Raw genomic sequence first — 20,712 nt, 5'->3', positions numbered from 1 at the left:
CGGGGGGGGTGGCGTGGTGCGGGGGGGCGTGGTGCGGGGCCTCGGGGTGGGGCCCCGGGGTGGGGCCTCGGGCTATCCGGCCGTTGCGGTCGCCACGTGCAGTGCGGCCACGGCCCGCTCGGCGATCTGCCGCGGGGTGCCGGACACATCCACGGCGACGCCCGCCTCGTCGGGGCCGAGCGGTTCGAGGGTGGCGAACTGGGAGTCCAGCAGCGCGGTCGGCATGAAGTGGCCCTTGCGCTCGGCCATCCGCTCCTCGATCAGCGCGCGCTCGCCGGTGAGGTGCAGAAAGACGACGCCGGGGGCGGCCGCCCGCAGGCGGTCGCGGTAGGCGCGCTTGAGCGCGGAGCTGCTGACCACCCCGCCGTGCCCGGCCCGCCCGTGCGCCCAGGCGCCGATGGCGTCCAGCCAGGGCCCGCGGTCGTGATCGTCCAGGGGGATGCCGGCCGACATCTTGGCGATGTTGGCCGGCGGATGGAAGTCGTCACCCTCGGCGTACGGGACGCCCAGCTCGGCGGCGACCAGCGGACCGATCGTGGTCTTGCCGGTGCCGGCAACTCCCATCACGACGATGACGTCGGGGGTGCTCATCCCGTGTACCTCGCTGCCTCACTGCCGCCATGGACCGCGTGCGCCGTAGCGCGCGCCACCCCACTGAAACCCATTAGGTACGACGTATTCAAGAGCCTGTGATGCAAACGTCATACTTAATTGGCCGAGGTGCGGGAACGTAGGCTTGGCCCATGGAAAACGAGGGGAAGGGACTGCACGCCCGTGTGCTGGAGTCCCTCGGACCCGCGATCACCGCGGGGGACTACCCTCCGGGCACGATCCTGCGCACGGACGAGCTGGAGCAGCGCTTCGACGTCTCGCGCACGGTCATCCGCGAGGCGATCCGGGTACTGGAGTCGATGCAGCTGGTCGCCTCCCGGCGCCGGGTGGGGGTGACCGTCCGGCCCACCGAGGAGTGGAACGTCTACGACCCGCGGGTGATCGGCTGGCGGCTGGCCGGCCGGGACCGCCCCCGGCAGCTGCGCTCGCTGACCGTACTGCGCTCGGCGGTCGAACCGGTCGCCGCGGGCCTCGCCGCCCGGCACGCCACCCCCGAGCAGTGCGCCGAGCTCACCGAACACGCCATGGGCATGGTCGCCACCTCACGCGGCCAGCAGCTCGACGCCTATCTCGTCCACGACATGGCCTTCCACCGGGTGGTGCTGACCGCCTCCGGCAATGAGATGTTCGCCCGGCTCGGCGATGTGGTCGCCGCCGTCCTGACCGGCCGCACCCAGCACCATGTGATGTTCACCGACCCCGATCCGGCCGCGGTCACCCTCCATGTCCAGGTGGCGGAGGCGGTACGCACCGGCGACGCGGCCCGGGCGGAGGCGCTGACCCGCGAGATCACCGTGGGCGCGATGGCCGAACTGGACGTACTGGCGCCGTAGTTGAGGCATCCCAGAGCCCGAGGCGACCAACAACGCCCCGGCTCAGAACAGCGGCTGCTGTCCCGGCATCGGTGGCTCCTCCGGGTCGAACAGCTTCTCCGCCGGCGCCATCATCGGCGCGATACGGCGCGACCCCGGGCAGGAGATCAGCTCCAGCACCGTCCGCCGGCCGGGAGGGTCATGACGGGCGAAGCGGCCGCCGACAACGGCGATCTCTCGGGTGCAGACGGGGCACGCGCGGCGGGGTGACGACATGACACCAGTGTGACTCAGGTCAGCTCGACGGTCACAAGCTCCCGCACCCGCGGGGCAAGGGCCCGCGCCCCGAGGTCCGCCCGCTCCGCCGCGTCCGCCAACCGCACCCACCGCACCCACCGCACCCACCGCACCCACCGCACTCAGAACGCGTCCGTGGGCACATACGTCCCCCAGACCTCCCGCAACGCATTGCACACCTCGCCCACCGTCGCCCTCGCCCGCAGCGCCTCCCGCATCGGGAGGAGCACATTGTCCGTGCCCTCGGCGGCCTTCCGCAGATCGCCGAGCGCCGCCGACACCGCACGGGCGTTACGGCGGTCCCGGAGCACCGCCAGCCGCTCGGTCTGCTGGGCCTCGATCGCCGGGTCCACCCGCAGCGGCTCGTAGGGCTCCTCCTCGTCCAGCTGGAAGCGGTTGACGCCCACCACGACCCGCTCGCCGGCGTCCGTCTCCTGCGCGATGCGATACGCGTTGCGCTCGATCTCTTCCTTCTGGAAGCCCCGCTCGATGGCGGCCACCGCACCGCCCATGTCCTCGACCCGCCGCATCAGCTCAACGGCCGCCTCCTCCACCTCGTCCGTCATCGACTCGACCGCGTAGGACCCGGCGAACGGATCGACGGTGGCGGTCACATCGGTCTCGTACGCGAGCACCTGCTGGGTACGCAGCGCGAGCCGGGCCGACTTGTCCGTAGGCAGCGCGATGGCCTCGTCGAAGGAGTTGGTGTGCAGCGACTGGGTGCCGCCGAGCACCGCGGCCAGCCCCTGGACGGTGACCCGGGCGAGGTTCACCTCCGGCTGCTGGGCGGTGAGCTGCACCCCCGCCGTCTGGGTATGGAACCGCAGCATCAGCGACTTGGGGTTCTTCGCACCGAACTCCTCCCGCATCACCCGGGCCCAGATCCGGCGCGCGGCACGGAACTTGGCGACCTCTTCGAGCAGCGTCGTACGCGAGACGAAGAAGAAGGAGAGCCGGGGCGCGAAGTCGTCCACGTCCATCCCGGCGGCAACGGCGGTACGCACATACGCGATGCCGTTGGCGAGCGTGAAGGCGATCTCCTGCACGGGCGAGGCGCCGGCCTCCGCCATGTGGTAGCCGGAGATCGAGATGGTGTTCCACCGGGGGATCTCGGCCCGGCAGTACTGGAAGATGTCCGCGATCAGCCGCAGCGAGGGCTGCGGCGGGAAGATATAGGTCCCCCGCGCGATGTACTCCTTGAGCACATCGTTCTGAACGGTCCCGTTCAGCTGATCCGCCGCCACCCCTTCCTCCTCCGCCACCAGTTGGTAGAGGAGCAGCAGCAGGGCGGCGGGCGCGTTGATGGTCATCGACGTCGACACCTTGTCCAGCGGGATGCCTCCGAACAGCACCCGCATGTCCTCGACGGAGTCGATGGCCACCCCGACCTTGCCGACCTCGCCGGAGGCGATCGGGGTGTCCGAGTCATGGCCCATCTGTGTCGGCAGATCGAAGGCGACCGACAGCCCCGTGGTGCCGTGGGCGATCAGCTGCCGGTAGCGGGCGTTGGATTCGCGGGCGGTGCCGAAGCCCGCGTACTGCCGCATCGTCCAGGGGCGCCCCGTATACATCGACGGATACACACCGCGGGTGAAGGGGTAGCCGCCGGGCACACCGAGCCGCTGCTGCGGGTCCCAGCCGTCCAGCGCCTCCGGCCCGTACACGGGCTCGATGGGCAGGCCGCTCTCGTTGTACCGAACACTGCCCGACTCGTGCGCCATGGGTGTACGCCTCCCGCTGGGTGACCGGTATCCGGCTTTACGCCTTGCTCACAGCATGCCCGCAGGTTCGCCATGCCGCAGCGCTGGGAAGCATCACCGGTGGCCGGTCGGGCCGCCGAGATCCGGGGGTAGTGCGTGATGCGGAGCAGCGGAAGAGGCACGGCGCCGGCGATGGCCGCCGTAGTGGTGGTGGCGGCGCTCGCGGTGGGCTGCCGCCCGGTGACGGTCACCGGCGGGGCCGGTTCGCCGGACAGCAAGGGCGTCCGTTACGCCCCCACCACCGCCGCTCCCCCACCTCTGTCCCATCACGCACCACCCGCCCCGACGAAACGCTCCAGCCCCTCGCGCCCCCACCGCACCGCCCACCACGCGCCGTCGGCGCCCAGGCCGGTCATGGCGGCCGGCTCGCGGGGTGCGCTGGTCCGTGAACTCCAGGCGCGGCTGGCCCAGCTGGGTCTCTTCGACCGTTCCCCGACGGGCTACTACGCCGCACTCACCGCCGCCTCGGTCCGCGCCTTCCAGAAGCAGCAGGGTCTGCCCCGTACGGGCACCGTGCAGCCCACGGCCTGGAGCGCCCTGCGCGCACGCACCCATCAGCCGTCACAGCAGGAGCTCCACCCGCCGACCACCAGGCCGATCGGCACGCCTGATCCGCGCTGTCTGAGGGGCAGGGTGATCTGCATCAGCAAGCGGAGCAACACCCTCGCCTGGATGGTGGACGGCGAGATCGTCTCGGCGATGGACGTCCGCTTCGGCTCCCAGTACACCCCCACTCGCGAGGGCACCTTCGCCATCACCTTCAAGAGCCGCCGTCACATCTCGACGATCTACCACACGGCCATGCCGTACGCGATGTTCTTCAGCGGCGGTCAGGCCGTCCATTACTCCGCGGACTTCGCCGCCCGCGGCTACACCGGCGCCTCACACGGCTGTGTCAACGTCCGCGACAAGGAAAAGATCGCTGCCCTGTTCGAGACGGTGCGGAAGGGGACGAGGGTGGTGGTCTACCACTAGGAGCTGTCCGGCCGATCATGTGCGAAGCCGGATGACCAGGGCAGCTTCCAGGGGGCGTCTCCCCGATTTTCGTGGGCCTGTGATGCCCGGTGCCGCTACTGCGGGGTGAGGGGGGCGCGGGCAGGGCCGGGGGAACGTGCCCCGCCCGCGCCGAGTGCGCAGAGCCGTAGGTACGGGGGGAACCCCGGCTCCTCGCGCAGCCGATGACCAGTCGGCTTCATTCAGTACTGCGTCACCGGCTCGAAAAACGTCACACCGTGCTGATGGCAGTTGCGCCGGGAGTGGCATTCGCGGGGTCCGTGGCGGTCGCCGACGGCCCGGGGGCCGGGGTCGAGGTGCCGGGGCCGGGGGTGCTGCCGGGCGACTGGGAGGGGTGTTCGTCGTCGTCCTCGTCGCCGCCCGAGGCGCCGCCCGAGCCGCCGCCGCTCTGATCGGAGCCGCCGATGCCGCCGCCGAAGCCATCGTTGTCACCCGAGCCGCCACCGACCTCGTAGCGGGCGAGGTAGGCGCGGCAGAAGGCATGCACCTTCTCCGGGCCGCCGGCCTTGCTTTCGAGGCGCCGCAGCGTGTCGCGGTCCATCTGGTCCCGTTTGCTGGATTCGTAGGCCCGGCACAGGGAGAGCAGAAGCTTCTTCTTGTCGCCGCGACCGGGGTTGGCGCCTCCGTCGCCGGCGCCACCGCTGTGTCCGGTGCCGCCGCCGGGCTTGCCCGCGCCGGGCGTTCGGGTGGCGCCGGAGCTGCTGCCGGGTGTCGGGGTGCCGCCGGGTCGCGTGCTCTGCTGCCCGGGGGTGGAGTCGGGGGTCCGCCCCGTGGTGCCGTCGGTCTGGGCGCCCGGCTCGCGGGTGTCGAGCGGGCCGGGGGTCTCGGCGGCGGAGACGCTGGAGGCCGGTGCGGGGTCGCCCCTGAAGGGGGTGGGCAGGACGCCGGTGCCGGCCGCGACGGCGACACCGCCGATGGCGCAGGCGGCGAGTGCGACGGCGAAGCCGCGCCGGAAGGGGCGGGCGAGCCGGGTGCGTTCGGCGATGCCCGTGGTGGGTGCGGCGTGCACGGCCGGCAGCGGTTCGCCGGTGGCGCGGTGGCGCGCGCCGACGCCGGCGCCGTGGCGGGCCCGGCGGAAGGCGGCAACGGCGGCCTCTTCACCGGGCAGCTCGGCGGTCCCGGGCATGTCGGCACAGGCCGCCGCGGCGGCCTTCAGCAGCTGCTCCAGTTCGCGTGCGCCGTCACCGTGCCGGGCACTGACCGGTTCACCGCGCAGCAATTGCTCCGCGGCATCCTTGTCGAGCCAGTTGTACCGGTCGTCGGCCATCACATGTCCTTCTGCGTTCGTGCGGCCGTTTCCGTCACACCTGGTACGTACGATTCCGCCGCGCCGTCGCGGCCTTCCCGGCCCTGTACGGGCACTCGACTCACCGTTCCGCCGCCTTTGCGCCGGCCCTGGCCGAGCCCGCCGGCGGAGGCGCCTTCCCCCTGGTCGGCGCCGTCTTCGCCACCGTCCTGACCGCCGCCCCGGCCCCCGTCCGGTTCGACGCCGATCAGCTCGGCGAGCCGGCGCAGTCCGCGGTGCGCTGCGGTACGCACCGCGCCGGGCCGTTTGCCGAGCACCTCCGCGGCGCTCTTGGCGTCGAGCCCGACCACCACCCGCAGGACCACCGCCTCCGCCTGGTCCTGCGGCAGCCGGGCTATCAGCCGCATGGTGCTGCCGGTGCCCAGGGCTTCGAGCGCCTCGCCCGCGGTGTCGGACGCGGCGGGGGTGTCGGTAAGTTCGCTCTCGTCGCCGCCGATCGCTGGGCGGCGGCCGCGCATCCTGATGTGGTCGAGGGCGCGGTTGCGGGCGATCCGGGCGGCCCAGCCGCGGAAGCGGTCGGCGTCGCCGCTGAAGCGGGCGAGATCGCGGGTGATCTGCAGCCAGGCTTCGGAGGTGACGTCCTCAACGTCCGGTTCGCTCACCAACGTCCGCACATACCCCAGAAGTCGGGGATGTACGGCCCGATAGACGGTACGGAACGCTGCCTCGTCGCCGTCCTGCGCCGCCTGCACGGCCACCGTCAGCCGACGATCGTCCGGCTGAATGTCGTCCCCTCGCACGGGTCCATCCTGTCGCACGTGGAATGTCCGCCGCCCGGTCCTTGCTGCTTTAGTGCTTCCCCCGACCACACCGCTGACCTTGCGGCGACGCCGGAGCTGTGACGATTACCGGCCGCCGTCGACCACGGCCCGCCGGGAACCCCCGGTAACCCGGCTGTTCCTGCTGACCGTAACCCGTGAGCCCACACGCTCCGAACCCGGGATGGGGGTACCGCCCGCTTTGGCCGGGTCGGGAGCGAGGGAGCACAAGGCGCCCGACGCACCGGCGAAGCGCGCGCACGGATCCATCTGGAACTCCCGGAAAAAACGGCTGTTTTCGGCCGCGACCATCCGCCGCGCCCCCTGCACCTATCGGTGCGGATCCGCACGTTACGGGCCTGGCCGGGCCCGCGTCCAGACCACTGGCCGTACCCCTGCCCGTACCCCGTGTGACGCTTTCGAGCCGTCTGGCGCTGTATCGAATAGGGGGCCTTAACCGGCCCTTCGCGAACGACGACCGGGGCCTCTCCTGTGGGGGGTGGCGGCCCCGGTCGTCCTCGCTTCTCACACCCGGTTCTTACCGGGCCACCTCTCACACCCGGTTGGCCAGCGCCTTGAAGTCCGTCCAGGACAGGGCGGGCGTCCGGGAGTCCCAGGTCTTCTGCGCCAGCGCCGCCAGCGGCAGCCGGATCCCGGCGGCGACCTGCTCCGGAGTCTGCGCCTGGGAGCGGTCGCACCAGATCGCGAAGCGCGCCCCGGGGATCCGGTCCGGGCCGGTCATGCTCGACGGCACCGCCACCGGCTGGGTGCCACGGATCACCCGCGGGGTCCAGTTCTCGTAGATCCGCTGGCCCGTCGGATAGAAGAACTGGTTGGGCTCGCCGAGCACGTAGTAGAGGAACTCGTCGTTGAAGTTCATGACGTTGCGGCCCTCGCGCAAGAACAGCGCGGGATCACGTTTCCCACTTTCCTTGCCGGTCCAGTAGTCGACCATCCGGTTCTTGTCGGCGCTCACCGCCGGGCTGGAGAAGAACCCGTCGTTCCAGGCCTCGATACGGTTCTTGCCCTGCCCCTCCACGGTCTTCTGCCGGTCGTTGAGCCAGCCGGTCGCCAGGTCCTCAAGGGTGCCGTTGGGGCCGTACTTCTGCCGTGCGGCCCGGGTGAGCTGCGGATATGTGGTCGCCGGGGTGGACGACAGCAGGGCCTGGTACTCATCGCCGCCCAGGTGCCAGTAGGCGGGCGCGCCCTTGGGGTTGGTGAACAGCTCGCTCATTTCCTTCAGCAGCGAGTCGATCAGCGGGGCCGCCTTGGGGTTGGAGATATCGATCGCACCGGGGACCACGCTGCCCGATGCGCGGTGCAGCAGCAGGTCGGGGTGGTGTTCCAGCACGGCGCCCAGGTGGCCGGGCGAGTCGAGCTCCGGGACGACGGAGATGTGCAGGCTGCGCGCGACCTTGATGATCTGGCGGACCTGGGCCTTGGTGAGATGGTCGGCGGAGACGACCTCGGGGTGGGTGTCGCTCTGGATGCGGAAGCCCTGGTCGTCGGAGAAGTGCAGCTGGAACTGGTTGAGCTTGAGGTCGGCGATCTCCCGGAGGCGGGCCTCGATCCAGTCCTGGGTGAAGGGCTTACGGGCGTTGTCCAGCGACATTCCGCGCTGCGGGCGGTCCGGCCGGTCCTCGATGGTGCCCTCGGGGAGCCCGCCGGCGGCGCGTACGGCCTGCTTCACGGTGCGGGTGCCGTAGAAAACGCCGGCGTCGGTGGGGGCCGTGAGAGTGAGCCGGGTGCCGCGGGCGGTGAGGGTGTAGGCCTCGTCGTCGGCGCCCTGGACGGGCACATTGTTGGCCTGGCCGGCTCCGCTCTTTCCCGTCAGCTTCACCTCGATGTCACCGGGCTGCACGGCCTGGTCGCCGTACACCACGGTCAGACCGCCCAGATCACGGGCCATCAGTTGCGCCTCGTCGGCGACAGTGCTCTTCTCGCCGGCCGGCACCACCACGCGGGCTCCCCCGGACGGGCGCCAGCCGCTCCCGTCGGCCTTACGGAAGTCGCGTACGGCGGGGATGACCTGCGGTGTTCCGGTCACCGGCGCCCAGCTCGGGGTCGGTGCGGCCGGGTTCACCTTGGCACTGGTGCTTCCGGGTGACTCGGTGTCCGCGGCGCCGGAGCAGCCGGTGAGCAGCAGCAGCGCTCCGGCGAGCACCGTGGCCGGCAGCGCGGACCGGGCCGCCGGGCCCTGCCGCGCCCTCGGCCTCGTCAGCGGGCTCGGGGAGACCGACGGCCGCGGGGCGCGCGGCGGCCGCATCGGGTTCGACATCGTGCAATCCTCACTTTTCGGGGCGAAGGCATTGCCAGGTGTACGGAGCCGGTCGTCCATCGAACGCGCGAAAGATCTCCCATCCGGGTGAAAATCGCGCATCCGTCGGACAGCGCTCGACGAGCGTCGTTAGCGTGGCGTTTCCATTCGTCACCCCCTTCACAGGGCTTCCCGGGAACCGTCGGATACCGCCGGGGTGTCGTGTTCACACGCACCACCGCCACACCCGCCGGCGCTTCGTCACGCGTCCCGGCTTCGGTCCGCTTCCCTCAGCTTCCGTCAGCCGCCCGTCCCGCACCCGTCGAAAAGAACCATTCGCATCCGTCCGAGGAGCCCACGCTGTCCGGTGACACCCCGGCCGCCCGGCCGACGACGTTGCACGGTCCACCGTCCCCGCGGTGCGGCATACCTTCGCAGCTCCGCGGCGCCGCCCTGCCGCGGCCCCGCCCCGAGGGCCTCGGGCTGCACCGTTTCAACACACTCGCCCCGGACGACACCCTGGCCGCGCTGCACAGCTGCTGCGGCAGCCGCCGCTGGGCCGAGCGGGTCGCCGCGCACCGCCCGTACCCGGATCTCGATGCCCTGCTCGCCGCCTCCGACGAGGCCTGCTACGACCTGACCGCGGCCGAGCTGGACGAGGCGCTCGCCGAGGAGCCCCTCTCCCCGCAGCCGCTGGTCGGCGCCCGCGGCCCCGGCACGCTCGCCGCCCATACCGCGCTGCGCGCCGCACACGCCGAGTACGAGCGGCGTTTTCGCCATGTCTTCGTGATCTGCCTGGACGGCTACCGCGACGACGAGCTGCTCGACCAGGTCCTGTCCGGCATCCGCACCCGTCTGGGCAACGAACCGGACGAGGAACGGTCGGTCGCCGCCGACGAACTGCGCCGGCTGGCCCGCGGCCGATTGGCGCGCCTCGCCGCCTCCACCCCGTGACAAACTGCGGCATACGGGCCGGAAAACTCCGGTTCGTCCTCGTGTGATAGCCCGTTGGTGCCTGTTTGATCACACCTAAGGACCCCGGCGCAACGAACCGACAACACGTCGCTACGATGGCCAGGGCCGGTGGACCGTACCCGGCCGGGCCAGACCGACAGAGAAGCCGGCAGGCCCTAATCCCCGCTCCCGGAGGGTTTTTCCGTGCCGGCTGGAACGCTGTACCGCGGCCGGGAAGGCATGTGGTCCTGGGTGGCTCATCGAGTCACCGGCGTCCTCATCTTCTTCTTCCTGTTCGTACACGTCCTCGACACCGCTCTCGTACGCGTCTCCCCCGAGGCGTACGACAACGTCGTTGCGACATACAAGACGCCGATCGTCAACGTGATGGAGTACGGCCTGGTGGCCGCCATCCTCTTCCACGCGCTCAACGGCCTTCGGGTCATCGCCGTGGACTTCTGGTCGAAGGGCCCGAAGTACCAGAAGCAGATGCTGTGGTCCGTTGTCGGCGTCTGGGTCGTGCTGATGGCCGGTGCCTTCTACCCCGTGCTGCAGCACACTCTGCGCACGCTGTTCGGGAGCTGACGCGAGATGTCTGCTGAAAACACCTCCACAGGTGCCACCGCGACGGACGACGTCACCCTCTACGACGTGGACCACCCCGCCCCGGTCATCGAGGCGCCGCGCAAGCGCACCGGCAAGTCCCCGAAGGCGACCCGCACCAACTTCGAGCTGTACGGCTGGCTGTTCATGCGGCTGTCCGGCATCGTCCTGGTCGTGCTGGTCCTGGGGCACCTGCTGATCCAGCTCGTGCTGGACGGCGGTGTCTCCAAGATCGGCTTCGCGTTCGTCGCGGGCCGCTGGGCGAACCCGTTCTGGCAGATCTGGGACCTGGCGATGCTGTGGCTCGCCATGCTGCACGGCGCCAACGGCCTGCGTACCGTCATCAACGACTACGCGCAGCGGGACAACACCCGCTTCTGGCTGAAGATGCTGCTGTACACCGCCACGGTGTTCACCGTCCTTCTGGGCACGCTGGTGATCTTCACCTTCGACCCGAACATCCGCTAAAGCCGGGGCTGACTGGAACAATGAAGATCCACAAGTACGACACCGTCATCGTCGGCGCCGGTGGCGCGGGCATGCGCGCGGCCATCGAGTCGACGAAGCGCAGCCGCACCGCGGTCCTGACGAAGCTCTACCCGACCCGCTCCCACACCGGCGCCGCCCAGGGCGGTATGGCCGCCGCCCTCGCGAACGTCGAGGAGGACAACTGGGAGTGGCACACCTTCGACACGATCAAGGGTGGCGACTACCTGGTCGACCAGGACGCCGCCGAGATCCTCGCGAAGGAGGCCATCGACTCGGTCCTCGACCTCGAGAAGATGGGCCTGCCGTTCAACCGCACCCCGGACGGCACGATCGACCAGCGCCGCTTCGGCGGTCACTCCCGTAACCACGGTGAGGCCCCGGTCCGCCGGTCCTGCTACGCCTCGGACCGCACCGGCCACATGATCCTCCAGACGCTGTACCAGAACTGCGTCAAGGAGGGCGTGGAGTTCTTCAACGAGTTCTACGTGCTCGACCTGCTGCTCCAGGACGTCGACGGCGTCAAGAAGTCCGCGGGCGTCGTCGCGTACGAGCTGGCCACCGGCGAGATCCATGTCTTCCAGGCGAAGGCGATCATCTTCGCCTCCGGCGGCACCGGCAAGTTCTTCAAGGTGACCTCCAACGCGCACACGCTGACCGGTGACGGCCAGGCCGCCGCCTACCGTCGCGGCCTGCCGCTGGAGGACATGGAGTTCTTCCAGTTCCACCCGACGGGCATCTGGCGGATGGGCATCCTCCTGACCGAGGGTGCGCGTGGCGAGGGCGGCATCCTTCGCAACAAGGACGGCGAGCGCTTCATGGAGAAGTACGCGCCCGTCATGAAGGACCTCGCCTCGCGTGACGTCGTCTCGCGCTCCATCTACACGGAGATCCGCGAGGGCCGTGGCTGCGGTCCCGACGGCGACCACGTCTACCTGGACCTGACGCACCTTCCGCCGGAGCAGCTGGACGCCAAGCTCCCGGACATCACCGAGTTCGCGCGTACCTACCTCGGTATCGAGCCCTACACGGACCCGATCCCGATCCAGCCGACCGCGCACTACGCCATGGGCGGCATCCCGACGAACGTCGAGGGTGAGGTCCTGGCGGACAACACCACGGTCGTGCCGGGCCTGTACGCCGCCGGCGAGGTGGCCTGTGTCTCCGTGCACGGCGCCAACCGGCTGGGCACCAACTCGCTCCTGGACATCAATGTCTTCGGGCGCCGGGCCGGCATCGCCGCCGCCGAGTACTCCGCGGACGCCGACTTCGTCGAGCTGCCCGAGGACCCGGCGCAGCAGGTCGTCGACCAGGTCGAGCGGCTGCGCAACTCCACGGGCAGCGAGCGGGTCGCCGAGATCCGCAAGGAGCTCCAGGAGTGCATGGACGCCAATGTGATGGTGTTCCGCACCGAGCAGACGATCAAGACCGCGGTCGAGAAGATCGGCGAGCTGCGCGAGCGCTACCGGAACGTGTCCATCCAGGACAAGGGCAAGCGGTTCAACACCGACCTCCTGGAGGCCATCGAGCTGGGCAACCTGCTCGACCTGGCCGAGGTCATGGCGGTGTCGGCGCTGGCCCGCAAGGAGTCCCGCGGCGGTCACTACCGCGAGGACTACCCCAACCGCGACGACGTCAACTTCATGCGGCACACCATGGCGTACCGCGAGGTGGGCGCAGACGGCACCGAGTCGATCCGTCTCGACTACAAGCCGGTCGTGCAGACCCGCTACCAGCCGATGGAGCGTAAGTACTGATGAGCACCCCGACTCTCGACAAGAACTCCGCGGCGCTGGACGCGGCCGAGGACGGCGCTTCCCACCTGATCAACGTCACCTTCCGGATCCGCCGGTTCAACCCGGAGATCTCGGAGGACGCCAGCTGGGAGGACTTCCAGCTGGAGATCGACCCCAAGGAGCGCGTCCTGGACGCCCTCCACAAGATCAAGTGGGACCAGGACGGGTCGCTGACCTTCCGCCGCTCCTGCGCCCACGGCATCTGCGGCTCGGACGCCATGCGCATCAACGGCCGCAACCGCCTCGCCTGCAAGACGCTGATCAAGGACATCAACCCCGAGAAGCCGATCACGGTCGAGGCCATCAAGGGCCTGACCGTGCTGAAGGACCTTGTCGTCGACATGGAGCCCTTCTTCCAGGCCTACCGCGATGTGATGCCCTTCCTCATCACGACCGGCAACGAGCCGACCCGTGAGCGCCGGCAGTCCGCCGAGGACCGCGAGCGCTTCGACGACACCACCAAGTGCATCCTGTGCGCCGCCTGCACGTCCTCGTGCCCGGTGTTCTGGAACGACGGCCAGTACTTCGGCCCGGCGGCGATCGTCAACGCGCACCGCTTCATCTTCGACTCGCGCGACGAGGGCGGCGAGCAGCGCCTGGAGATCCTGAACGACAAGGACGGCGTCTGGCGCTGCCGGACGACCTTCAACTGCACGGACGCCTGCCCGCGCGGTATCGAGGTCACCAAGGCCATCCAGGAGGTCAAGCGGGCGCTGATCACTCGGCGCTTCTGATCCCCGCGGCGATCCGGGTTCCGACCCGGCCGCCGATGAGGGCCGGTACGTCCCTGAGGGCCTCGCTTCCGTACATCCGGAAGCGGGGCCCTTCGGCATGGGTGCTCTCCGGCTCCCGGGCCGGATACACCAGCACCGGCGGCAGCGCCTCGTCCACCAGCGCCACCGGCTCGTCACGGCAGAAGTACGACGGGACGAAGACCAGCCCCCGCCCCTCCAGGAACAGCTCCCGCTGCACCGGGTAGGCGACTTCCAGGACCGGCGGCCGCCACCGCATCAACGGCCCGAACGTCCGCAGCATCGCCTCCGCCCCGGACTGCCCCAGCGCATGCATCCGCAGCGCCCGGTCGGCACCGACCCGCTGGGCGATCCGCGGCCAGCCGGGCGCGATCGCCAGATGGTGGTACGTCCGCAGGCTCCGGGCGAGCTGCCGCAGCGCGGCCGGCTCCCCCTCCGCGATGCCGCGCAGCCACCCCGGCAGCGCCCGGTGCCCGGCCAGCAGCGTCAGCTCGGTCCGCAGCCGCTCCCGAGGCGTGCTCATCACGGCCTCCAGCCCCGGTTCGACCCCGTCCAGCGACGCGAACGGCGTGAGGAAATCCGGGAAGTACCCGTGCAGCGGCACCAGCGGCAGCAAGTCCCGCAGCGGCCCCGGCCCATGGCGTACCGCATGCTGGCGCCATGCCGCCAGTGCCGGCTCGGTGCGGCACTCCCGCAGACTGTGCAGGCTCAGCGCCGTCTCCCACAGCGGATCGGCGCCGTCGGCCACTCGCGTACGCGCCAGATCCTGCGCGGTGAAGTGCACTCGTAGCACATCATCCCCCTGCTCCTCCGCCGCTCCCCCGAACGGCGTGCACACGAGGATCTGTCCGGCGGGTGGGTTGTGGCAAGTGGGACACGCGGGTAGCTTCTCCGCTCTCGCCGGAGCCTTACCGGGAGCTGCCCCCGTGATCTTTCAGGCCGACCGCAGCGCCCTCGCCGCCAGCGCCTCGTCCTGCGCCCGGCGCTCCCGCATGACCTGCGAATACGCCCCCAACGCGGCCCGCCGACGCGCCAACTCGGCCATCTCCGCGTCCAGTTGCGCCATCTGCCGCTCCACGATGCCGCGGGAGAGCGCACACGGGATCAGCCCGGGGCCGCCCTGGGCGCAGGGCAGCAACGCGCGGATGTCGTCGGTGTTCAGCCCGGTCGCGAGGAGCTCCCGGATGCGCCCGACGGTCTCCACCGACTCCTCGTCGTCATAGCGCCGGTAGCCGTTCGCGTCCCGCTGGGCGCAGAGCAGCCCCCGCTGTTCGTAGTAGCGCAGCACTCGCGTACTGACCCCCGTACGCCGCGCCAGCTCACCGATCCGCATCCCGTCCCCTCCCGTGTCCCGCCCCGCGCCACGGCCGGCTTGACCTTTACACCGGCGTCAAGGTGCAACCTCTTGCCCATGACGCAGATTCCCGCAGCACACGCCCCGGCCCCCGCCTTCCCGCCCCTCTCCACCCTCGTCACCGGCGACCCCGCCGGCCCCGGCATCCTGCTCGCCCACGGCGCGACCGGCAGCATCCAGAGCAACTACGGCGAGCTGATCCCCGCGCTGGTGGCCTCCGGCCACCGTGTGGTGGCTCCCGACTACCCGGGCTCGGGCGAAACCCCGCGGGTCAACGGCCCGTTGGAGCTGGACGCCCTGGCCGACGCGCTGGTCGCTGAGGCCACCGCGGCCGGTCTGGAGACCTTCACCCTGATCGGCTTCTCGATGGGGACGGCGGTGTCCGTACGAGCCGCCGCCCGGCACCCCGAGCGGGTACGCGGCATCGTCCTGACCGCCGGACTCACCAAGGCGGACGCCCGGGCAACGGTCTGGCTGGATCTCTGGCTGAGCCTCCTGGAGCGCGGCGACCACGCCGGCTTCGCCCGGGCCCGGGCCCTCAGCGGCCTCTCCCCCGAACGCTTCAACGCCCTGTCACCGGCGGAACTGGCGGCCGTGCTGGACCCGGACCCGTCCCTTCCGCCGAGCGGCTCGGCGGAGCAGGCCGCTCTCGTACAGGCCCTGGACACCACCGCCGACCTGCCCGGCATCTCGGTCCCCACCCTGGTCATCGCCACCACATTGGACGCACTGCTGCACCCGGACAACTCCCGTTATCTGGCGGACCACATCCCCGGCGCCGCATACGCCGAGATCGCCACCGGGCATCTACCCATGGTCGAATGCCCGCAGGAATGGCAGGACTTGATACAGACCTTCCTCACCAAGCACGGCCTGTGACGCCTGGCGATCTTCTGAAGATGTCCACCGCAAACCATGACTTTCGTCAGTACTGACCGTGGCAAAGCCTGCTTACGCTCGGAGCATGAACAAACTCCGTCGTAGCGCCGTCGCGTTACTCCTCGCCCTCGCCCTTCCGCTGCCCGTGGCCGCCGCCGGCGCCGCCGCTGCCGCACCCCCGCAGCCCGGCGCCCAGGCGGTGGCCGAAGCCCACACCCGCCTCGAACTCCCCCGCCCCACCGGGCCGTACGCGGTCGGACGCGACACGCTCCACCTCGTCGACAAGCAGCGCCGGGACCCCTGGGTGCCGTCCGCGGGCGCACGGGAGCTGATGGCATCGATGTACTACCCGGCCCGTCCGGGCACCGGCGGCACCCGCGCGCCGTATATGACCACCAAGGAGGCCCAACTCCTGCTGGAGGGCATCAAGCGGACGGACGTCCTGCCGCCCGAGGCGCTCGCCGGCACCCGCGTCCACGCCCGCACCGGCGCCCGGCCCATCGGCGGCAGACACCCCCTGGTGGTCCTCTCCCCGGGCTTCACCCTCAACCGCGCGACGCTCTCCCTGCTCTCCGAGGAACTGGCCTCCCGCGGCTATGTCGTAGCCCTCCTCGACCACGCCTACGAATCCTTCGGCGCCACCTTCCCCGGCGGCCGCACCCTCACCTGCGTCGCCTGCCAGACGGTCGAGCACGCGCCCGAGGACACCCGGAAGAAGCTGATGGCCAAGGTCGCCACCGGCCGCGCCGCCGATATCTCGTTCGTCATCGACACCCTGACGGCGGCTCCCCGGCACGGCGGGCCCGCCCCCGCGTGGAAGCGCTCGGCGATGATCGACCCGAAGCGGATCGGTGTCGCCGGCCACTCCATCGGCGGCAACAGCGCGGCAAGCGCGATGGCGGCCGACGAGCGGATCAGCGCCGGGGTGAACATGGACGGCACCTTCTTCGCACCGGTCCCGCGCTCCGGGCTCGACGGCCGGCCGTTCCTGATGCTCGGCGCCCTCAACGGCCATGCGCCGGGCGACGACGACACCACCTGGCTGCGCGACTGGCGCCGCCTGGACGGCTGGAAGCGCTGGCTCACGGTCAGCGGCGCCGGCCACTTCACCTTCATCGACATACCGGTACTGGCCGCACAGATCGGTGTCACCGATCCCACGACCCCGATCTCCGGCAAGCGTTCCGGCGAAATCACCCGGGACTACGTCAGCGCCTTCTTCGACAGGCAGCTGCGCGGCATACCCCGGCCCCTGCTGGACGGCCCGTCCGCCGCCAACCCCGAGGTGGTCTTCCAGAACCCCTGACCGGCGAGACGGCCGGAGGGGAGCGGGACAGTCTCCGTCCCACTCCCCTCCTCCCCGCCTCTCCCTCTTCCCCGCCTTACTTCTCTCCCTCAACCACCTTGTCCAGAAAGGCATCCAGGTTCCGCACGGTACGGGCGATCCGCTCCTCCAGCGGCAGAGTCTCCTCATGCCGTCCGGCAAGCTGGGACCGCTTACGTCCCCGTACGTAGAGGGAGCAGGCGAGGTCGGCACAGAGATACGTCCCGACGGTGTTCCCCTGCCGTCCCAGCGGCCCGGCCCGGCGCGCGGCGAGCAGGCTGACGCCGGACCCGGGGTGCCCGGTCACACAGACCGAGCACACCGTCGTCTTGGTGAAACTCCGCCGCACGCCCTGCGGCACCCGCAGCGTCACCCCGATGATCCCGTCGCCCCGCGGCGCGACCAGATAACTCCGGTCCGGCGCCCCCGGATCACGCCACCCCAGAAAGTCCAGGTCGCCCCACGGCAGTTGGGCCAGCCCAACCGGCAGATTGATCCTGCTCGCCTCGCCCTTCGAGCAATTGACGAACGAGGCACGTATTGCTTTTTCACCTACGGGGTCCATGACGCCCGAAGCTAACAGCGAGCCCCGGGGCCCGTCGCCCCATTTATCTCCGCACGGAACGGGACCGGAACGGCACCGGCCGGGCAGCGACGGCAGGAAGAACCGGCGCGCCCGCGGCACTCATGGCGCTCATGCGCCCGACCGCATCATCACCGCGTACTTCGTCTTGCTGTTGAGCTTCGCCCGCTGCGCCCTCGCGGTGCGCTCGGCGCCGGCCTCTTCCCGTTTCCGCGCGGTCTTTTCCCAATCCGCCGGCTTCAGGAACAGCATCGCATTACTCCCCGGCACCACCAGAACACCACCGAAGGGCAGGTCACCCGCAAGCCACGCGCCTTCCTCCACACCCTCCGGCCAACGGCGGCGTCCGGGCGCATTGACCGCCAGCATCAGCGGCGCCCCGTGCTGCCCGCGCGTCGTCACGCGGACCTCGAAGACGTTGCCGTACTGAGTCCACCGCTCACGCTTCTTGATCACCCGAGGATGGAACTCCAGCGGATAGTCACGGAGCACTCTCGCGCACTGGGAGACACGGATTCCGTAGATGAGGCGGTGAACCGTGAGGACAAATGCCCCCACCCCTGCGACAGTGAACAACATCAGGAAAGGCGAGTCCAGCCCCAGCAAGCGATCCGCCGCTACCGGGATTGCCACAAGAACAGCGGTGATCAGCAGACGCAGCGCAATGATTTTGGCCAGGGAAAGATAATTGACTCTCAGTACCTGCGCCACGTCCGGAGCCTCGGATGGGGCCGGAGTCTGCGGGTCGTACGCCATAACATTCTCCTTCTGGGGCTGCTACTGCTAACCGAACGGGTTGTTCGCCGTGTCGGCTGCTGCACCCGGCCTCGTACCCCCGGCCCCGTCCGCCTTTTCGGCAGGCGACGGGTCGAAGAACGACACAGTGTGCCCGACACCCAGCAGCACATCCCGGTATTCGTCGGCCAGTTCCAGAGCAGGCGTGACCAACTGCACCACGACGATGTCGGAGGTGCCCGGGCCCGTCACCGCGATCGTGCCCTGCCAGACCGGGTCCTCGTGAAGACTCCCGTCCTCCTCGGGGGGCCTGCCCGGCGCGACCGTGCGCCGGGTCTCGGCGGCAAGGAAGCCCGTACCGCACGGCAGCTCCAGAGGCTGGACGTCCTTGTCCGGGTCCTCGGCGGCCGCCACCGCCAGATCGGCCAGCACCAGGGCCGCGTTCACGCCCGAAGGGTCCACGGTGGAAAACGTCAGAACGGAGGAGGCGAAACCGCCCTCGTCATCCGGGTGCAAACCGATGGCACAGCCCTGGACGTTATGGGAATTCAGCGCCGTCACCACACCGGCGTAGAACCGGAGCACCCGCTCCGCCTGGCCCCTGGTCTCCTCAGGCAGCCCGAGTATGTGGTTCACCAACGCCATGAGCTGGTCGACCGGAGGGTCGAGATCCAACGGCAAGTAGCCGTGCGGAAGTCCGTACCAATAGGCCGGTATCGGATCGCTCGTCGGCTCTGTCCAGAGATCAGTCACTACCGCATTCGCCTTTCAGGGACCGCATCAACGCACCTCACAGCCAGCCGAACAAGCCTGCGATGTCATGGGCTGTGGCGGCGGCCTTGGTGCTCTCCGCGGTGTTGTGGCCCGCCCCTTCCTCCGGAAGAACTCCCAAGCTCTCCATGGACGACATCATGTTCGCTCCGACGTTCAAACCGCCGGCGCTGATGGCCCCCATCATCTTGGCGGAGCCACTGGCGGTTTCACGAGCCGCCTGCCAGGCCCCGGAGACCTCGCTGACAGCATTCGATTTGAAGGCCGGGACGATTTCCTTGAAGAATGCCGCCCCCTTTTCGGCATTCGACACGCCCACGCCCAGCCGGCCGGCCAAACTCACGCCCTCGGCGACCTCTCGCCCTGCGGCAGCCAACGCCGATCCCCCTGGGATCATGCCAACGGTGTCTCCGGCCATGGAGGCATACGCGGAGAAGATCTCCATGCCGCTCCCTTTGAACATCAAGGCATCTCTGAACTTGGGATCGGAGAGGTTCTTGGTCATCGATGCGGCGCTTGCCACCACTGCGATACCGGCGAAGAGCGGGGCGAGCGGCGTGGGGAAAAGCGCCAGCAACCCCGCGATGGCGCCGATGGTCCCCGCATGCTCGTAGAGGAACTCACCAACAGCCTTGATGCCGTCCCAGATCGCATTGACGGCCTTGCTCAGCCAGCCGGGCTCCTTCGGCGCCAGTTTGTCGGTGGCGCCGTCCAGCTCCTTGGCCACCGTGCGCGCCTGGTCACCATGCGTGGTTTCCAGGGTGTGCGCCTTGGTGATGACGTCGCTGTACGCCTGATTGGCATGGTTCAGCTGGGTAGTTGCCTCGTTCAGGCTGCGTTCTGCGGCCCGCAGCCGCGCCGTTGCCGCGTCGGCATCGGCCTGCGAGGGATATTCCTGGCCGGCGAGCTTGAGATCCGGGTGACTCTGAGCCTGTGCGTGATGCGCCTTGGCGCTCTCCACCGCCGACTTCTTCTCGGCGGCCGCATCGTCGTACTTCTGCGCCAGATCACGATTGGCCGACAGATGGTCGTCCCAGATCCTCAGCTGGGACGACGCCTTCTCCAGCGAACGGGCGGCATTCTTGATGTACGTCGGCAGCTCGCCGTCGATCGCATCCCGGAACGCATCTGCCGCGTCGCCCTGCCAGTAGCTGCTCTCTCCGATCAGCTTCTCGAGCTGGTTGTGGCAGTTGCGCAGTGCCGTCGCCGCCGAGGTGACCTTGCGCTGCAGCGCACCGACTTCACCGGGCACACCGGGTACGGGGTTCCAGCCGAGGTGTGCATAGGGATTCGTCGCCATTACTTCGAACCCCCGTGACCGCTCGTCGTTTTGCTCGCGATCGCCTTGAGCGTCTTCTCCAAGGCCTCTTCGACCTCTTCGTAGTTCTGCTTGTTGGCCTTCACACCCTCGCTGATGGCGTCGACCATCTTCTTGGTCTGTTCGGACCCATATTTCCAGCGTTCCTGGAAACCGTCACACGCCTCATCGAGTTCGTCCGTGCCTATCTGATCGGCACGGACATGTGACAGCGCCGTCCGGGCCTCGTTGAGCTCCTTGACGCAACCCTCAAGTGCTTTGAGGAACTGCCCCAATTGATCCACGTCCGCCTTGAAACGGTCCCCCATGACCGGATTCTCCTTGCACTGTTCACTGATGGA

General features: G+C 69.6%; 22 protein-coding genes. 9 read left to right on the top strand and 13 right to left on the bottom strand.

Going from position 1 to position 20,712, the window contains the following annotated elements; all coding sequences use genetic code 11:
* Nucleotides 1–72 precede the first annotated feature (72 nt).
* Nucleotides 73–591 (bottom strand): gluconokinase, encoded by a 519-nt coding sequence (locus tag KI385_RS28200; protein ID WP_238574963.1) that lies wholly within the window; start codon nucleotides 589–591, stop codon nucleotides 73–75.
* 152 nt (nucleotides 592–743) lie between these two features.
* Between KI385_RS28200 and KI385_RS28195 the strand changes: the two genes are divergently transcribed.
* Entirely contained in the window at nucleotides 744–1,445 is a 702-nt protein-coding gene (locus KI385_RS28195; RefSeq protein WP_238574962.1) for a FadR/GntR family transcriptional regulator, read from the top strand.
* 42 nt (nucleotides 1,446–1,487) lie between these two features.
* On the opposite strand, the gene KI385_RS28190 is transcribed toward KI385_RS28195, so the two are convergent.
* Nucleotides 1,488–1,700, bottom strand: a complete 213-nt coding sequence (locus KI385_RS28190; protein WP_128512165.1) for a hypothetical protein — start codon at nucleotides 1,698–1,700, stop codon at nucleotides 1,488–1,490.
* Nucleotides 1,701–1,843: 143 nt separating this feature from the next.
* The gene (locus tag KI385_RS28185; protein WP_238574961.1) at nucleotides 1,844–3,442 is read right to left on the bottom strand and encodes an acyl-CoA mutase large subunit family protein; all 1,599 of its coding nucleotides are present in this window, start codon (nucleotides 3,440–3,442) and stop codon (nucleotides 1,844–1,846) included.
* 171 nt (nucleotides 3,443–3,613) lie between these two features.
* On the opposite strand from KI385_RS28185, the gene KI385_RS28180 reads away from it, so the two are divergent.
* Nucleotides 3,614–4,456, top strand: coding sequence for a L,D-transpeptidase family protein (locus KI385_RS28180; RefSeq protein ID WP_238574960.1), 843 nt, complete (start codon nucleotides 3,614–3,616; stop codon nucleotides 4,454–4,456).
* Between the two features lie 250 nt (nucleotides 4,457–4,706).
* Here KI385_RS28180 and KI385_RS28175 read toward each other — a convergent pair whose 3' ends face one another.
* The 3 genes from KI385_RS28175 to KI385_RS28165 form a co-directional block, all read right to left on the bottom strand.
* Nucleotides 4,707–5,762 carry a hypothetical protein gene (locus KI385_RS28175; protein WP_238574959.1) on the bottom strand — a complete coding sequence of 352 codons (1,056 nt, stop codon included), beginning with the start codon at nucleotides 5,760–5,762 and terminating at the stop codon, nucleotides 4,707–4,709.
* Nucleotides 5,762–6,541, bottom strand: coding sequence for an RNA polymerase sigma factor (locus KI385_RS28170; protein ID WP_238574958.1), 780 nt, complete (start codon nucleotides 6,539–6,541; stop codon nucleotides 5,762–5,764). Before KI385_RS28170 ends, KI385_RS28175 begins: the two co-directional genes overlap by 1 nt.
* Nucleotides 6,542–7,112: 571 nt before the next feature.
* Nucleotides 7,113–8,837 (bottom strand): beta-N-acetylhexosaminidase, encoded by a 1,725-nt coding sequence (locus tag KI385_RS28165; RefSeq protein WP_238574957.1) that lies wholly within the window; start codon nucleotides 8,835–8,837, stop codon nucleotides 7,113–7,115.
* A gap of 201 nt (nucleotides 8,838–9,038) precedes the next feature.
* Between KI385_RS28165 and KI385_RS44665 the strand changes: the two genes are divergently transcribed.
* From KI385_RS44665 to KI385_RS28140, 5 genes are all read left to right on the top strand, one after another.
* Nucleotides 9,039–9,770 carry a 2-oxo-4-hydroxy-4-carboxy-5-ureidoimidazoline decarboxylase gene (locus KI385_RS44665; protein ID WP_425356966.1) on the top strand — a complete coding sequence of 244 codons (732 nt, stop codon included), beginning with the start codon at nucleotides 9,039–9,041 and terminating at the stop codon, nucleotides 9,768–9,770.
* Nucleotides 9,771–9,974: 204 nt separating this feature from the next.
* Complete coding sequence (gene sdhC, locus KI385_RS28155) at nucleotides 9,975–10,355, top strand: succinate dehydrogenase, cytochrome b556 subunit (RefSeq protein WP_281066913.1); 381 nt, start codon at nucleotides 9,975–9,977, stop codon at nucleotides 10,353–10,355.
* A gap of 6 nt (nucleotides 10,356–10,361) precedes the next feature.
* A complete protein-coding gene (locus KI385_RS28150) occupies nucleotides 10,362–10,841 on the top strand; it encodes a succinate dehydrogenase hydrophobic membrane anchor subunit (protein ID WP_128512158.1) in 480 nt (159 codons plus the stop codon).
* Between the two features lie 20 nt (nucleotides 10,842–10,861).
* On the top strand, nucleotides 10,862–12,616 hold the full coding sequence (gene sdhA / locus KI385_RS28145; protein WP_238574956.1) for a succinate dehydrogenase flavoprotein subunit: 1,755 nt from the start codon (nucleotides 10,862–10,864) through the stop codon (nucleotides 12,614–12,616).
* Nucleotides 12,616–13,389, top strand: a complete 774-nt coding sequence (locus tag KI385_RS28140) for a succinate dehydrogenase iron-sulfur subunit (protein ID WP_128512156.1) — start codon at nucleotides 12,616–12,618, stop codon at nucleotides 13,387–13,389. Before sdhA ends, KI385_RS28140 begins: the two co-directional genes overlap by 1 nt.
* On the opposite strand, the gene KI385_RS28135 is transcribed toward KI385_RS28140, so the two are convergent.
* Together KI385_RS28135 and KI385_RS28130 are read right to left on the bottom strand one after the other, a co-directional pair.
* Nucleotides 13,373–14,191 (bottom strand): hypothetical protein, encoded by an 819-nt coding sequence (locus tag KI385_RS28135; protein ID WP_238574955.1) that lies wholly within the window; start codon nucleotides 14,189–14,191, stop codon nucleotides 13,373–13,375. The two genes, KI385_RS28140 and KI385_RS28135, sit on opposite strands and share 17 nt — an antisense overlap.
* Before the next feature lie 150 nt (nucleotides 14,192–14,341).
* Nucleotides 14,342–14,740 (bottom strand): MerR family transcriptional regulator, encoded by a 399-nt coding sequence (locus tag KI385_RS28130; protein WP_238574954.1) that lies wholly within the window; start codon nucleotides 14,738–14,740, stop codon nucleotides 14,342–14,344.
* 78 nt (nucleotides 14,741–14,818) lie between these two features.
* On the opposite strand from KI385_RS28130, the gene KI385_RS28125 reads away from it, so the two are divergent.
* On the top strand, nucleotides 14,819–15,640 hold the full coding sequence (locus KI385_RS28125; RefSeq protein ID WP_238574953.1) for an alpha/beta fold hydrolase: 822 nt from the start codon (nucleotides 14,819–14,821) through the stop codon (nucleotides 15,638–15,640).
* Nucleotides 15,641–15,725: 85 nt separating this feature from the next.
* Complete coding sequence (locus tag KI385_RS28120) at nucleotides 15,726–16,946, top strand: alpha/beta hydrolase family protein (RefSeq protein WP_238574952.1); 1,221 nt, start codon at nucleotides 15,726–15,728, stop codon at nucleotides 16,944–16,946.
* Nucleotides 16,947–17,022: 76 nt separating this feature from the next.
* Here KI385_RS28120 and KI385_RS28115 read toward each other — a convergent pair whose 3' ends face one another.
* From KI385_RS28115 to KI385_RS28095, 5 genes are all read right to left on the bottom strand, one after another.
* The gene (locus KI385_RS28115) at nucleotides 17,023–17,529 is read right to left on the bottom strand and encodes an FBP domain-containing protein (protein ID WP_238574951.1); all 507 of its coding nucleotides are present in this window, start codon (nucleotides 17,527–17,529) and stop codon (nucleotides 17,023–17,025) included.
* 129 nt (nucleotides 17,530–17,658) lie between these two features.
* Nucleotides 17,659–18,303 (bottom strand): hypothetical protein, encoded by a 645-nt coding sequence (locus KI385_RS28110; protein ID WP_238574950.1) that lies wholly within the window; start codon nucleotides 18,301–18,303, stop codon nucleotides 17,659–17,661.
* Between the two features lie 27 nt (nucleotides 18,304–18,330).
* Nucleotides 18,331–19,035, bottom strand: coding sequence for a hypothetical protein (locus tag KI385_RS28105; protein ID WP_238574949.1), 705 nt, complete (start codon nucleotides 19,033–19,035; stop codon nucleotides 18,331–18,333).
* Between the two features lie 37 nt (nucleotides 19,036–19,072).
* Nucleotides 19,073–20,353, bottom strand: coding sequence for a putative T7SS-secreted protein (locus tag KI385_RS28100; RefSeq protein ID WP_238574948.1), 1,281 nt, complete (start codon nucleotides 20,351–20,353; stop codon nucleotides 19,073–19,075).
* Nucleotides 20,353–20,679 (bottom strand): hypothetical protein, encoded by a 327-nt coding sequence (locus KI385_RS28095; protein ID WP_238574947.1) that lies wholly within the window; start codon nucleotides 20,677–20,679, stop codon nucleotides 20,353–20,355. Before KI385_RS28095 ends, KI385_RS28100 begins: the two co-directional genes overlap by 1 nt.
* Nucleotides 20,680–20,712: the final 33 nt, after the last annotated feature.

The sequence above is a fragment of the Streptomyces inhibens genome (genome assembly GCF_022221585.1).
Lineage (GTDB): Bacteria > Actinomycetota > Actinomycetes > Streptomycetales > Streptomycetaceae > Streptomyces > Streptomyces inhibens.
The sequence above is the reverse complement of the archived record's forward strand: the minus strand, read 5'-3'. Positions and strand labels throughout refer to the sequence as shown.

Coding starts and splice junctions, on each gene's coding strand:
- sdhA (WP_238574956.1), top strand. CDS start 10,862: ATGAAGATCCACAAGTACGACACCGTCATCGTCGGCGCCGGTGGCGCG.
- KI385_RS28100 (WP_238574948.1), bottom strand. CDS start 20,353: ATGGCGACGAATCCCTATGCACACCTCGGCTGGAACCCCGTACCCGGT.
- KI385_RS28120 (WP_238574952.1), top strand. CDS start 15,726: ATGAACAAACTCCGTCGTAGCGCCGTCGCGTTACTCCTCGCCCTCGCC.
- KI385_RS28180 (WP_238574960.1), top strand. CDS start 3,614: ATGGCCGCCGTAGTGGTGGTGGCGGCGCTCGCGGTGGGCTGCCGCCCG.
- KI385_RS28200 (WP_238574963.1), bottom strand. CDS start 591: ATGAGCACCCCCGACGTCATCGTCGTGATGGGAGTTGCCGGCACCGGC.
- KI385_RS28110 (WP_238574950.1), bottom strand. CDS start 18,303: ATGGCGTACGACCCGCAGACTCCGGCCCCATCCGAGGCTCCGGACGTG.
- KI385_RS28175 (WP_238574959.1), bottom strand. CDS start 5,762: ATGGCCGACGACCGGTACAACTGGCTCGACAAGGATGCCGCGGAGCAA.
- KI385_RS28125 (WP_238574953.1), top strand. CDS start 14,819: ATGACGCAGATTCCCGCAGCACACGCCCCGGCCCCCGCCTTCCCGCCC.
- KI385_RS28165 (WP_238574957.1), bottom strand. CDS start 8,837: ATGTCGAACCCGATGCGGCCGCCGCGCGCCCCGCGGCCGTCGGTCTCC.
- KI385_RS28130 (WP_238574954.1), bottom strand. CDS start 14,740: ATGCGGATCGGTGAGCTGGCGCGGCGTACGGGGGTCAGTACGCGAGTG.
- KI385_RS28150 (WP_128512158.1), top strand. CDS start 10,362: ATGTCTGCTGAAAACACCTCCACAGGTGCCACCGCGACGGACGACGTC.
- KI385_RS28190 (WP_128512165.1), bottom strand. CDS start 1,700: ATGTCGTCACCCCGCCGCGCGTGCCCCGTCTGCACCCGAGAGATCGCC.
- KI385_RS28115 (WP_238574951.1), bottom strand. CDS start 17,529: ATGGACCCCGTAGGTGAAAAAGCAATACGTGCCTCGTTCGTCAATTGC.
- KI385_RS28095 (WP_238574947.1), bottom strand. CDS start 20,679: ATGGGGGACCGTTTCAAGGCGGACGTGGATCAATTGGGGCAGTTCCTC.
- KI385_RS28140 (WP_128512156.1), top strand. CDS start 12,616: ATGAGCACCCCGACTCTCGACAAGAACTCCGCGGCGCTGGACGCGGCC.
- KI385_RS28185 (WP_238574961.1), bottom strand. CDS start 3,442: ATGGCGCACGAGTCGGGCAGTGTTCGGTACAACGAGAGCGGCCTGCCC.
- KI385_RS28195 (WP_238574962.1), top strand. CDS start 744: ATGGAAAACGAGGGGAAGGGACTGCACGCCCGTGTGCTGGAGTCCCTC.